This window comes from Shewanella hafniensis (assembly GCF_019655335.1).
Lineage (GTDB): Bacteria > Pseudomonadota > Gammaproteobacteria > Enterobacterales > Shewanellaceae > Shewanella > Shewanella hafniensis.
Genome location: NZ_BPFD01000105.1, coordinates 1 through 12,883 on the forward strand (window position 1 = coordinate 1; position 12,883 = coordinate 12,883).

At 44.8% G+C, this 12,883-nt stretch carries 10 protein-coding genes; 3 read left to right on the top strand and 7 right to left on the bottom strand.

Annotated elements, in window-relative coordinates; all coding sequences use genetic code 11:
• Positions 1-288: 288 nt before the first annotated feature.
• Entirely contained in the window at positions 289-2,739 is a 2,451-nt protein-coding gene (locus K5Q99_RS19970) for a GGDEF domain-containing phosphodiesterase (RefSeq protein WP_220777907.1), read from the top strand.
• On the opposite strand, the gene K5Q99_RS19975 is transcribed toward K5Q99_RS19970, so the two are convergent.
• Both K5Q99_RS19975 and K5Q99_RS19980 read right to left on the bottom strand, forming a co-directional pair.
• A complete protein-coding gene (locus tag K5Q99_RS19975; RefSeq protein ID WP_220777908.1) occupies positions 2,696-3,679 on the bottom strand; it encodes an alpha/beta fold hydrolase in 984 nt (327 codons plus the stop codon). The genes K5Q99_RS19970 and K5Q99_RS19975 overlap by 44 nt on opposite strands.
• Positions 3,680-3,774: 95 nt before the next feature.
• Positions 3,775-5,586 carry a DUF885 domain-containing protein gene (locus K5Q99_RS19980; protein WP_220777909.1) on the bottom strand — a complete coding sequence of 604 codons (1,812 nt, stop codon included), beginning with the start codon at positions 5,584-5,586 and terminating at the stop codon, positions 3,775-3,777.
• 210 nt (positions 5,587-5,796) lie between these two features.
• Here K5Q99_RS19980 and add point away from each other — a divergent pair, with 210 nt between their 5' ends.
• Positions 5,797-6,792 (top strand): adenosine deaminase, encoded by a 996-nt coding sequence (gene add, locus K5Q99_RS19985; protein ID WP_220777910.1) that lies wholly within the window; start codon positions 5,797-5,799, stop codon positions 6,790-6,792.
• A 92-nt stretch (positions 6,793-6,884) separates the two neighbouring features.
• Here add and hemN read toward each other — a convergent pair whose 3' ends face one another.
• The 5 genes from hemN to K5Q99_RS20010 form a co-directional block, all read right to left on the bottom strand.
• Positions 6,885-8,261, bottom strand: a complete 1,377-nt coding sequence (gene hemN / locus K5Q99_RS19990; protein ID WP_006084752.1) for an oxygen-independent coproporphyrinogen III oxidase — start codon at positions 8,259-8,261, stop codon at positions 6,885-6,887.
• Positions 8,262-8,522: 261 nt separating this feature from the next.
• Entirely contained in the window at positions 8,523-8,990 is a 468-nt protein-coding gene (locus K5Q99_RS19995; RefSeq protein ID WP_006079358.1) for a DUF2489 domain-containing protein, read from the bottom strand.
• 72 nt (positions 8,991-9,062) lie between these two features.
• Positions 9,063-9,623: a Der GTPase-activating protein YihI gene (yihI, locus tag K5Q99_RS20000; RefSeq protein ID WP_106648817.1), complete on the bottom strand. Its 561-nt coding sequence runs from the start codon at positions 9,621-9,623 to the stop codon at positions 9,063-9,065.
• Between the two features lie 90 nt (positions 9,624-9,713).
• Positions 9,714-10,352 carry a class I SAM-dependent methyltransferase gene (locus tag K5Q99_RS20005; protein ID WP_220777911.1) on the bottom strand — a complete coding sequence of 213 codons (639 nt, stop codon included), beginning with the start codon at positions 10,350-10,352 and terminating at the stop codon, positions 9,714-9,716.
• Between the two features lie 816 nt (positions 10,353-11,168).
• On the bottom strand, positions 11,169-11,792 hold the full coding sequence (locus K5Q99_RS20010; RefSeq protein WP_220777912.1) for a c-type cytochrome: 624 nt from the start codon (positions 11,790-11,792) through the stop codon (positions 11,169-11,171).
• A gap of 167 nt (positions 11,793-11,959) precedes the next feature.
• Here K5Q99_RS20010 and yihA point away from each other — a divergent pair, with 167 nt between their 5' ends.
• On the top strand, positions 11,960-12,619 hold the full coding sequence (yihA, locus tag K5Q99_RS20015; RefSeq protein ID WP_106648821.1) for a ribosome biogenesis GTP-binding protein YihA/YsxC: 660 nt from the start codon (positions 11,960-11,962) through the stop codon (positions 12,617-12,619).
• The last annotated feature ends 264 nt before the right edge of the window (positions 12,620-12,883 follow it).

Genomic DNA, 12,883 nt, shown 5'->3' on the forward strand with positions numbered 1-12,883 from the left:
AACGGCCTAATACCGTTCGATTACATCGAACACTGCCTAACGCAGTTATCTTACCCTGACTGCGATCTCCACAGCCTATTACCTTGGCAGGTTAATCTAGGCAAGACGTAGATCACCGGACGCTTACGTTCTTTACGTTTTTTCCTTCCTTTATTTCAGACTTTTATACTCTAAGTTGATTATTTACATGAAGATCTCGCTTAGTTTGATAAGTCCTTTTGCTTAGTGGTTAGTTTCCCGTTAGCATACAAAACTATTCACATTTTTGTTAAAGGCTGTTTGTTGCCTATGCTTCGTAAGCTTTCGCTCGCGGTTCTACTCCCTCTGTGTATGCTGACACTTTATTTAGTGTTGGTCATAGGTGAGTACCTGTTTGAAAGCGAACAAGTACGTGCTGAATTAGCGCAGCGACAATCGACACTGATAAAGCAGCAGTTGTTTCGGATGCAAAATGTGGTTCAATCGGCGCAGGCTTTACAGGATGTGGAGCGGATTGAGCAGGAGGTTTCCTTAGCTGCGCTCGATATGGGCACTATGGTTTATATTTTAGTTGATGCTGATAGCCGTATTCGTTTTGCAAACCATACTGTTTGGCGCGATAGCAATGCTATGCAAGTCATTGATGGTTATGATGCTGCCCGTCACAGTGCTGTGGTTCAGGCTTTTCTGCCACAAATTCTTATTAACCTCGAACGCTTAACTATTCAAGCATATTATCCCGTCGTGCCTCAGTATGGTGGTGCGGTTGACTTGATTTATCTTGAAGCCGATTTAGCGCCTTTAGTTGCCGAAGCTTCCGCTAAGTTACAGCAACGTTTTATGCGGGTTTGGGGGCTGGGTGGATTATTACTGATTGGTTTTACCTTAATTCTCTATTTCCTGTTGATCCGCCCATTCCAAATATTAAGTGAGGCCGCTAAACAGGTAGGGACTTCTTCTTTTTCGACATCGATCCCTTGGAGCTCATCAGAAGTTTTATCATTGCAAGAGAGCTTGCAGCAGGTACATGAACGCTTGAGCCGTGCAGTGAAACAGTTGAATGACAGCGAACTGCGCTGGCTGTTTGCGGTGGAAGGCTCGCGGAACGGTATTTGGGATTGGGATATCAGCACGGGTGAGGTTTTTCTTTCTGATCGCTGGAAAGAGATGATCGGTTATGCACCGGATGAATTAGCGGGCGTATTCCAGACTTGGGAAACGCGGTTACATCCCGATGATAGGGATATCGTCCTCGATGCTTTGCAGGAGTACGTTAGCGGTAAGAGTAAAGAATTTGAAAGTGTCCATCGCCTGCGACATAGAGAGGGGCATTATGTGTGGGTGCTGGATCGCGGCATGTTGGTTGATTGGGATCCTCAAGGACGTCCGACTCGGATGATCGGCATTCATATGGATGTATCTGAAAGTGCCAAGAACCATGCTGCGATTAATGAACTTGTGGATCAATCGGTTACTGGTCGCAAGATGTTACCCGAAGTCTTTATGGCACGACTGTCGCAATTTTTAACCCAAGGTAATAGTTCAGGTCAATGGGGAGCATTGCTGCTCGTTGAGGTGGATAAATTAGGCTTGGTAGCAACTTTAAACTCCCACGAATTAGAGCGCTTACTCACGCAAGTGGCTGCACGTCTATCGAGTTATTTCACTGAGAATATTACCGCTGGTCGATTAGAGTCCGGTGATTTTGTTTTGCTGGCTAAAGACTTAGCGATAGATGCTTCAGTGGCTGCGCGTCGTGCTTTAGCGCTTGCGAGTGAGTTAAGGCAAGTGATTGCTCGACCATTCCATTACGGTCATCATCACTTTGAACTCAGCGCGAATGTGGGGATTTGTTTGCTCGACAGCATAGAGACCTTAGATCCTGCTTTAGTGATGCGCCGCGCCGATCTAGCAACCTTGAGTGCTAAGCGACCAGGGCAAGCGGGATGCGCTTTCTATCATGCTGAGATGGATTTACGTCAGAGCCGTGATGAACAGTTACAACAAGAATTACAGACGGCATTACAGCAAGATAGCATGACGTTAATGTTCCAACCTGTAATGAATGCGCACAGTGAACTGGTCTCGGCCGAAGTGCTTACACGTTGGTATCGTGCCGATGGCGAGTTTATTCCGCCTGCAGAGTTTGTAGCGTTAGCCGAACAGGGTGGAATGATTGCTGAGCTTGATCTTTGGGTCGCTAAACGTGCGTGTCATTTTATTCAGACATCCCATACTCAAGGTCGGAGTTTACCGACTTTAACCCTTAATATCAGTGCATTCTCATTTGGTCAGGCAGATTTTGTTGATGCATTGGTTACGTTAGTTAAGGAACATGGCATTGCGGCCCATCAACTGGGTATCGAGCTCAATGAGGCCGCATTGTTAATGCAACCACAGTTTGTGGCTGAGCGCGTGTCTAAGTTGGTTGATGCGGGGATAGGTATCGTCCTCGATCATTTCGGTTCTGGCTCGAGTGCTTTGAGTTGTTTAGCCAATCAGCCATTAGTTGCGGTTAAATTGGATATGAGTTGTATTGATTCATTAGCCACAATGCCACAACGAGTGAAGGCGTTAATTGTCTCTGCACAGCAATTTAATTTGCATGTTGTGGCTAAAGGCGTTGAATCGCCTCAACAATATCAAGCCTTTGTTGAATTTGGCTGTGATGGTTATCAGGGCTATTTATTCAGCCGAGCACTAAATCAAGCAGACTTTATCCAGCTTGTTTGTCCTCGTCCTTTGCTGCGTAGCGTTTAAAGAAGTCGAGGGCATAATTTAAGGCTTGATTTCGGTAGGCGTCTTTTTCCATAAAAATCTCATGGGCAGCCCCCGCTATCACCTTCAATTGGCAATGAGTGCTCACCGCAAGATTCTGAGCCGCATTATCAACAATCTTATCTTCACTCGCTTGCAGTATCAGGATCGGCGTGCGAATTTGCGCTGTTGCCAGTACGCAAGTATCTGCCGCATCTAAAGATTCAGTCAACCAGCGGTTAGTGGGGGAACCGAGTTGTAACTTAGGCGCCGCATCATACAAGTCTCGATAGGCTTGGTATCTAGTTTGGCAATGGGTTAACTCATTCCCTTTGAAGGGAACCGGCTTATAGTTTTGCCCTCCAAGCACATAGTTAGGTTCGCCGCCATTGAGAGTGTTATCGAGCTTACTGGCTAACCAGCGCACGAATGCTTTTGGCATTGGTAATTTGATGCCATACATAGGCGCTGAAAATGCCGCTGCGGTAAAAATATCGGGATGTTGTTTGAGATATAAAGTGCCAATCGCGCCACCCATTGAATGGCCAAGTAGCATGAGCTGTTTGTCGTTTTGTGGTAACACTTTCTTTTGCATAAACAGTGCAAAATCATCGATATAATCATTGAACCTTCGCACATGACCCATGTGCGGATTGATTGTCATACGATCCGACAGCCCTTGGCCGCGATGATCTATGGCATAAACTGAGTAACCCTGTTGGTACAAGTCGAAGACTAATTCTTGGTACTTTAAATAGGATTCAACTCGGCCACTACTGAGAACGATTGCGGTATGAGCTTGGGGATGTGTGACCATCATATAGGCCAGCGTGATTCCATCGGCTGTGATCAGCGTGTCTTGAACAACGCTTTTCCAGAAGGCTTGCTGTTCTGAGGTATTTAAATCGTGTTCTGTCGAAAATGTCGCTTTGGCTTGGCTCATACTCAGTCGCAAATCATTTGGCTTGAATGGTTTGCTAGAGTGTAACAGACAACCATGGGAGTCTGAAAATAACGACTCCCATGGTCGTGATTAACTTAGCGTGTCGCCTTTTTAGCTTCAATAAAATCATTGATTTGCTGTTCGAGGATCGACATAGGCACTGAGCCATTTTCGAGCACAGCGTCGTGGAAGGCGCGAATATCAAACTCGTCGCCGAGTTCCTGTTCTGCTTTAGCGCGTAACCGCTTGATCGTTAACTCGCCAATCTTGTAGGACAAAGCTTGTCCTGGCCACGAAATATAACGGTCAATTTCGGTCGTGACATTGTGCAGTGATAGCGCGGTATTGCTGGCCATAAAGTCGATGGCTTGTTGACGGCTCCACCCTTGGGCATGCATGCCTGTGTCTACGACTAAACGCGCCGCCCGCCACATTTCATAGGTTAAGCGGCCAAAGTTACTGTAGGGATCTTGGTAGAAGCCAGCCTCCAAACCTAAGTATTCGCAATACAGACCCCAGCCTTCACCGAAGGCAGAGATATAGCCATAACGACGGAAATCGGGGAGTGAGGTTAGCTCAGAGTTGAGTGAAATTTGCAGATGATGACCGGGTACGGCTTCGTGCAAGGTTAAGGCTTCTAGCTCGTAGAGTGGGCGCTTATCCAATGCATAAGTGTTGACCCAGTAGTAACCGGGTTCATCATCGCTGTTCGATCCTGAATATCGTCCTGTGGTGTATTTCGGTGCAATTTCGGCGGGCACTGGTGCTATACCATAGGGTTGGCGTGGGAGTTTGCCGAAGTACTTAGGTAGCATGGCATCGGCTTTTTTGGCAATAAATGCCGCTTCTTTGAGTAACTGCTCGGCACTGGTGGTGTAGAACTTGGGATCGGTCCGCAGGAAATGTAAGAAGTCGGCAAAGCTGCCTTTAAAGCCAACAGACTTGATGATTTGCTCCATCTCTTGGCGGATACGCTTAACTTCCTTTAAGCCCAGTTCATGCACTTCTGCCGATGTCATATTCAAGGTTGTATAGTAACGTACCCTATTCTCATAAAATTCTACGCCGTTAGGTAAGCTACTGGCCGCGATATTTTCCCGTGCATTGGGAATGTACTCTTTAGTCATGAAATCATAAAAGTTTTGGTACAGAGGTAGAACTGTTTGCTCAACTAAAGCGCGGCCTTCTTGGGTCAGCTGAGTTTTTTGTGCCTCACTGAAATAGTTGGGATATTGAGTAAAAGGTTTGAAATAACTGCTCTTTTCAACAGGGACGATATAAGCACTGATACTATCTTCAAAGCCAGTGAGTGTCACTTTAGGTGGCGTTATTCCCTCGGCTAATCCTTGTTTTAGCCAGTGGGTTTGCTGGGTGAAATAGGTCGGGAGTGCATTGAGTTTGGCAATATAGTTGCGGTAATCCTCAAGGGTGTTGAATCTTCCCTGTGCGATTGACGTGATATAAGCGTGGAAGCCGCTTTCCGCGGTAATGGGCAGGTAATAATCCTTGAAACGATATAGGTCGACATCATTTTGGATCTGATCTTCCAGTATTTGAGCGTTAATCTTATCTTCTTTACTCAAGCTGCCGCGGTCGAGTGCTTTGAGCTGCGCGAGTACTGCGATTTGACCTTGATTAAGCTTAGCGAGCGCGGCTGGCGAGAGATCCGCTAATTTTCCTACGGCACTGGCAACGCCCATGCTGTAAGCCATTTCAGGACTCGCACTGAGTTGTAATTGCCAGCTTTGGTCGATAATCGCTTGCAGCGCTGGGGCGATTGGCTCAACTTGCGATTGTGCTGCTGATATTGCCTGTGACGATGGGGTTTGGCTATTTTTTGTGGTTTGAGTGGCACTGCAGGCGCCTAATGCGCATATCAATAAACTGGAGGTTAAGAGTTTATGCATGTTAGATCTCTGATATTTTCGTTGTTATTGAAGTCATTATGCCTGATGAATACGGCAGTTCCTTGTATGGATATTAAGCAGAATTGTGACTGAATGTGAATTTAAATGCGGTTGGCGCATAAATGCCCCTGAAAATGCGTGTTAGACTTAGTGTCCGCCCGCGACCAAATAACAAAAGCATTGGCTGGGTAGTTCAAATAGGGGTTAAATATGATTGATACATCGATTCCATTGGTGGATCTGCATCGTCACCTAGACGGTAATGTGCGAGTGAACACCATTTGGGAACTAGGACACCAACACGGCATTGCGCTACCTGCCGATTCTTTAGAGAAGCTCGCACCTTTTGTGCAAATTCAGGGGAAAGAAACTAGCTTAGTCGCCTTCTTAAAGAAGCTCGATTGGATGGTTGCCGTACTCGCAGATTTGGATGCGGTTAAACGCGTCGCCTATGAAAATGTCGCCGATGCGGCGTTGTCTGGCTTAGATTACGCTGAGTTACGTTTTAGTCCTTACTATATGGCGATGAACCATAAGTTACCGATTGAAGGCGTGGTTGAGGCGGTCGTTGATGGCGTTAAAGCGGGCTTAAAAGACTATAACGTGAAGATCAATTTGATTGGCATTATGTCGCGTTCATTCGGTCAAGCGGCTTGTACTCAAGAACTTGAAGGCTTACTCGCCCATAAACAACATCTCGTGGCTATGGACTTAGCCGGTGATGAATTGGGTTTCCCTGGCGAGTTATTTAATGTTCACTTTAAACGTGTTCGTGATGCTGGTCTGGCGATTACCGCTCACGCCGGTGAAGCTGCGGGTTCACAAAGTATGTGGCAAGCGATTCAAGAACTTGGCGCAACGCGAATTGGTCATGGGGTGAACGCGATTCACGATCCTAAGCTGATGGAATATCTTGCTAAGCACCGTATTGGCATCGAATCTTGCCCAACCAGTAACCTGCATACTTCTACTGTGGCTTCTTACGCTGAGCATCCATTCAGAACCTTTATGGATGCAGGCGTGTTGATAAGCCTAAATACCGATGATCCCGGTGTGAGTGCTATCGATATTAATCATGAGTATCGTATCGCCAAATCTGAACTTAAGTTAACCGATGCTGAGTTAGCGCAGGTGCAACGTAACGGCGTTGAAATGGCATTTTTATCAGACAGTGAGCGCAAAGCACTGTATGCAACTAAGGCATAGGCTCTGAGTTATTACTAAAAATAGCTATAAATAAAAAATCCGACTTAGAGTCGGATTTTTTGTGAGCGTTTGCGAGTGCAGCAATAAGCGTTTTAGATCACGCGTGAGAACTGTTGCTGACGCGCTTTTTGACGATAGTAAAGATCGAAGCACATACAGATATTGCGGATCAATAAACGGCCAGTAGGGCTGATAGTGATCTGTCTGTCGACGATTTCAACTAACTTATCATCGATAAATGTCTGCATTAACTTAAGATCTTCAGCGAAATAGGTTTCGAAGTTAATCCCCAGTTTCTCATCAATTTTCGCCATATCCAGTTCGAAGTGGCAAATCAGCTGTTTAATCACTACGCGGCGGATTTCATCGTCACGGTTTAGGCTGCAACCTTTCCACAAAGCATGGCCTTCTTTATCTATGGCCTCATAGTAAGGGCGGATATCTTTCTGGTTTTGCGCATAGCAGTCACCAATCTGACTGATAGACGATACGCCAAGACCTAACAAATCGCATTCTTCTTGGGTGGTATAACCTTGGAAGTTGCGGTGCAGTCTGCCTTCGCGCTGCAACTTGGCTAACTCGTCATCGGGTTTAGCAAAGTGGTCCATGCCGATATATTGGTAACCAGCGCCAGTTAAGGTCTCGATAGTTTGGTGTAGCATTTCGAGTTTTTGTTTTGGCGAAGGTAAATGCTCGTCTTTGATCTTACGTTGAGCGGCAAAGCGCGCAGGTAAGTGAGCATAGTTAAATACCGACAGACGGTCAGGCGATAAATCTAAAACGCGCTGCATAGTGACGGCAAAGGTTTCTGGCGTTTGGTGTGGCAAACCATAGATTAAATCTATGTTGGTTGACACAAAACCCATGGCTTTCGCTTTAGCCATTAAGTCGAAGATAAATTGCTCATCTTGTTCGCGATTAACGGCAATTTGCACTTCTTTATTGAAATCTTGTACACCGATGGATATCCGGTTAAAGCCCGCTTCTTTCAACGTGTCGAGCATTGACAGCTCAATCTCGCGAGGATCGACTTCAATCGAGTATTCGCCTTCTTCCGCAAAGTTAAAGTTAGCTTTAATCAATGACGTAAGTTTAAGAATCTGCTCAGGATTTAAGAACGTGGGTGTACCGCCGCCCCAATGCATTTGGGTCACACTGTAATGTTTGAACAGGGGCGCACGTTTAATAATTTCTTGGCTTAAATATTCAATGTACTGATCGGCTTTATGTTGGTGGCGGGTGATGACTTTATTGCAGCCGCAGTAATAACAAAGCTTGGCGCAGAATGGGATATGAATATACAGCGACAGTTTATCGCTTTTGCTATTTTCAATGGCCGTCAGCAGGTTTTGTTCGGTGAATGTGTCATCGAACTCTAATGCCGTTGGGTAAGAGGTATAACGGGGACCGCTGTAGTTATATTTTTCGATCATCGACTGATCCCAGCTAATCTGAGTGGGCTGCTTCAAGGCGTGTCCTCCGTGGGTAAATTAGCAACAAGCGAAGTATGCAAGGTTCTTAAGTAAATAACCTTGATCTAGGTTGTAAAAATGACGTCTGTCATTTTAGAAGTTACGCAATATCTATCAAAAAAGTACGCTTGTCTGTCGATATATGGCGGTTTTGTGCGCAGGCTCACGGGAGTAAGGAAGGAAAGATTGGAGTGGGTTTTATCGAGATGACCCCAAAACCACAGCATAAGTGGTCTTGAGGTATAACAATGAGCAGGTTTAATGCATCGCTTTGGCTTGGTAATCCGCCAGTTTTTTCGCATCATCACTAATGCCTTGCTCTAATGCCGCTTCGGACTTCATTCTGATCAAGTCTAACTTCATTCTTTCTTGCTTAGGCAAGGCTTGGCGAGCATCCATGATGGGATGATCTTTAATTAGCTCAAAGTGTTTGAATAATGAAGGATAATCAGGAGCCACGCGCTCACTTAATGATAGGATTTCAAATAATCGCCCAATTCTGACCACGCCTTCAGAGATCTCACAGCGGTCTTCAATCATGGCAGTGGCGATATAGCGGATATCATCTAAAACTTGGGCACGTTTTGCATTCGCCGTGACTTCACGCTCGGCTTGTTCGGCCTGCTGACGCTTTTTTTGCTGCTTGAGTTTTAGGATTAAGAAGGTGGCGTAGCTACTTAGCGCTACTATGATGATAAAACCGAGAATAATGATAGCCGTAGACACAGAGACTCCTTATATGAATGGCATAAGGAGCACAGCTAAAAACTGAGTTCCCTATGCCTTAGCACTGAGAGGTTAGAACTTGTCTTGATAATCTTTGAGTAAGTCAGCGCCTGATTCGAACTTGTCGAACAACTCATCGTCAGACAAAGACTTAGCTGGTGATGAAGGTGCATCATCGTCCATATCGTCACTAATGCCGAGTTTAACCATCAGGGCTTCAATCTTATTCAGCTGTTGATCTAACCATTTTTGGTCATCATCGTTGAGGTCGCGGCCTTCTTCCAGCATATCTAATAGCTGATTTAATCTTGGATCTTCTTCCAATTTCAGCAGTTTTTGCTCGTCAGTCAGCTTAGCTTGTTTCACTTTTGGCTGAGCGGCTTTATCTGTTACCACTGCCGCAGGAATCGCTAAAGCAATAGGCTTTTTGCTGCCATGACGCGGGTCTTTTTTCTTAGCGGCCTGCTGTTGCGGCGCTTGCGCTAAAATTAAGCTTTCGTTATGACGACTGCCTGATTTATTGCCAGAATCTTTACGTTTGCCAGTCGCTACAGCGCGATCTTGCTTCTTCACTCTTGGCTGTAACTTAGGGCTGTTCTCGCCGCCCTTGCGTGTTTTCTTGCTACGAGACATGGTCTTCTCAATTGTTTACAACGTATGGCCCTGCAGACTAAGGTTGAGCTTGTCTACAAGGTGCGAAATTAGGCCGAGTGTTATACCAGATTATGATGTTTTTTGCATCAAAACGAGATCCTTTGCGGCAAATAATAGTTCAAAATCGCTATTGTTTGCTAGGTACTCAAAGGTTTGTCGCTGGTAAAAGCTCACATGGGTGAGGTTGTTCTTATAATGCCACTTAGCAAAACCATCTAATTCAGTCAGTAACGGTGTACTTATCGCTAGCCAACCACCAGGATGCAGTAGTCTCGAGAGTAAGGCCCATTCTTTTATCGGGTACTGAAAATGCTCAAAAACGCGATAACAGCAGATAAAATCATATTCTAGCTTTAACACGTCATGATTAGGGGCAAAAAAGGGATCATATTGATTTAACTTGTGGCCCGCATTTTCTATGGTCGTCAGGCTCTCATCATCGAGTATGCGACCAAAATTCAATCCTAATAAGCTGCCAGCTTGTTGCTGCTCTAATTGTGCTAACAGCGGCAAAATAAATTGCGATAGCTGCTTTTGCTTCAACGCTATGCGTGAACGACCGTATCTTTGTTTCTCTGCCGCGGGTGGTAAATGGCTATTGGCATCCGCAAAGGTTAACTCACATGTCTTGCAAACATAAAAACTCCGCTTTTTATCTTGATGAAGGAGTTGTGTCTGACTGTTATGACAAAGAGGGCATCTGGGCATTGAGTCTGCTGAAGTGGTTATTAAGGCTTTGATTGTACCAATTATATTGGTCGAGTGCACATTTTAGACACTAGGGTGTGTTACAAAATAAAAAAGGCGGCAGTTAAACTGCCGCCTTACAAAGGGTGCTTTAGCACCTTATCCTGATTCCAAGTATCCATACTTGCTATGCGACTTTCCCGGTCGGTATCCTTCTTTTTTTTACTGCTTTCCCTGCATTATTTTTGTTAACGGTCTTCCAGACACTTTATTTTTTCTGTCGCCATCCTGACCACAGTTTCCGTAGATGGTCTCGCGACACATCATTGTATAGCATCGTCATCATTGACGTTTAGTTAACCATCCGTGTTACTTAAGTACCTTCCAGTGATAACAAGCATCCAGCCAGTGCATCCTAAGCTTATCGCTTCCTTTGCTACAGTTGACATCATGTAAACTGTGTCCTGATGGGGCAAGTTACCCTGAGTGTAAGGCGTTTTTCTAGAAGCAAATTGGCGTTATCGGCCATCCCTTACAAAATTGTGCTGACCTGGATTTCAAGTGGAAATCACGACTCTTGTTATTATTAGAGAGTGGTCTTAAGTATATTATTGTTATTGAGTGTCTTTATTCTTATATCTTGAATGTTAATTATACCGAAACCTGCAAGTTATTATTAATCTTTTTGTACAAACAGATGGGTTTATCTCGGTACGGGGCTTATTAAACCCAAATCTGTGATCTATGTCAAGCATGAATCTTATGCAGTTTACGTGAACGTAAACTTGGTGGTGTAAAAAAAGGGTGATAATACACCCCTTTCTTAACTGACTAAGATTACTTCAGGCTAGAAAGATACTTAGATAGTGCGTCGATATCGCTATCGCTTAGCTTTTTAGCCACATCTTGCATCATGCCGTTCAGGTCATTATGACGACCCGCTTCACGAAATTTTGTCAGCTGGATCTTAATGTAGTTGGCGTGTTGGCCAGCTAATGTTGGGAAGCCTGCAAGTTCAGCGCCTTTACCATCTGGGCCATGACATGCCATACAAGCGGTAATGCCACGGGAAACATCACCACCTTTGTAAAGTTTAGCGCCTAACTCAGGGATATCTTTTGCTTCAGCCACTTGGATTGCTTGGCTAGAAAAATATGCAGTAATGTCTAGAATATCCTGATCGCTTAGAGGCATTGCCATGCCACTCATGATAGGATCCATACGACCATCTTTACCGCCAGTTTGTGCTGCGCTACGGAAATCATGTAGTTGCTTTTGGAGGTAAGTGGCGTGTTGGCCCGCAATTTTGGGGTACATATCGATCATACTGTTACCGTCCATACCGTGACAGGCCGAACAGACAATGATTTTCGTTTTTCCCGCTTCGGCATTACCTTCAGCAATCGCAGGTGAAGATATGGCGGCAATTACAACAGACAGCGCAAGAGCTAGCTTTTTCATGGCGTTCCAACTTCTGGTTAAATTATTATCCTGAGCTTACTAGGGTGACCCGCAAGCGTGGTAAAATATGATTAATGTGATCGGAGTAATATTTTACACGAAAACGTGGGAAAGTAAGTAATTCTTCATAAATTATGGTATTGCGTAGAAAAATTTCGGAGTAAATAGTGACTGAATCTCGTATAGATTTTCGTAGGGCAAAGTTTTTAATCAGTGCACCTGACATTGCACATTTGGATCAATATCTGCCCGGCGATGTTGGAGTTGAGATTGCATTTGCTGGCCGCTCTAATGCTGGAAAGTCTAGTGCACTCAATGCATTAACTGAGCAAAAAAGTTTAGCAAGAACCAGTAAAACACCGGGCCGTACTCAACTAATTAACGTATTTGAGTTAGATGCTCAGCGTCGTTTAGTTGACTTGCCTGGTTATGGCTTTGCGCAAGTCCCACTTGCGTTGAAAAATAAATGGCAGCAAGCATTGGGTGAATATTTGCAAAAACGCGCTTGTTTAAGTGGCGTGGTTGTCTTGATGGATATACGTCATCCACTAAAAGATCTCGATATGCAGATGATCGAGTGGGCGGTTGCCAGTGAAATCCCTGTGTTAGCTTTGCTGACCAAGTCAGACAAATTAGCTCAAAGCGCTAAGATGAAAACCGTAAATGAAGTGCGTCTGGCGTTGAGTGAGTTTGGTGACTGGGTACAAGTTGAGCCTTTCTCATCGCTCAAAGGAACCGGTAAGCCTAAAGTGCTGGCTATTCTAAATGAATGGTGTCATCCGCAATGGTTGACCGATGAGTTAGATGCGGTGAACAACGCTGAATAATATTGCCTGTTTTGGCGTACATGGTCGAGTTTGACTGTGTATGCCGCCTCTCTGTTCTTACTGTAATTTTCCTTATCTTTCCCTCTTGTTAAGCTTTTATCCCTATTAACTTTTTGTCAATTTTAAGCAAAAAAATAGCCGATGACAGTGTCACCGGCCAAAAATATTAGCTCTTTTGGGGAGAAGCTAAATTCAACAAGACTCAAGCACCACCAAATTAGCTTCAATGGTTCTCAATGAAACTAGCATACAGCCAATTTACTT

Coding starts and splice junctions, on each gene's coding strand:
- yihI (WP_106648817.1), bottom strand. CDS start 9,623: ATGTCTCGTAGCAAGAAAACACGCAAGGGCGGCGAGAACAGCCCTAAG.
- K5Q99_RS19975 (WP_220777908.1), bottom strand. CDS start 3,679: ATGAGCCAAGCCAAAGCGACATTTTCGACAGAACACGATTTAAATACC.
- add (WP_220777910.1), top strand. CDS start 5,797: ATGATTGATACATCGATTCCATTGGTGGATCTGCATCGTCACCTAGAC.
- K5Q99_RS20005 (WP_220777911.1), bottom strand. CDS start 10,352: ATGCCCAGATGCCCTCTTTGTCATAACAGTCAGACACAACTCCTTCAT.
- K5Q99_RS20010 (WP_220777912.1), bottom strand. CDS start 11,792: ATGAAAAAGCTAGCTCTTGCGCTGTCTGTTGTAATTGCCGCCATATCT.
- K5Q99_RS19980 (WP_220777909.1), bottom strand. CDS start 5,586: ATGCATAAACTCTTAACCTCCAGTTTATTGATATGCGCATTAGGCGCC.
- K5Q99_RS19970 (WP_220777907.1), top strand. CDS start 289: ATGCTTCGTAAGCTTTCGCTCGCGGTTCTACTCCCTCTGTGTATGCTG.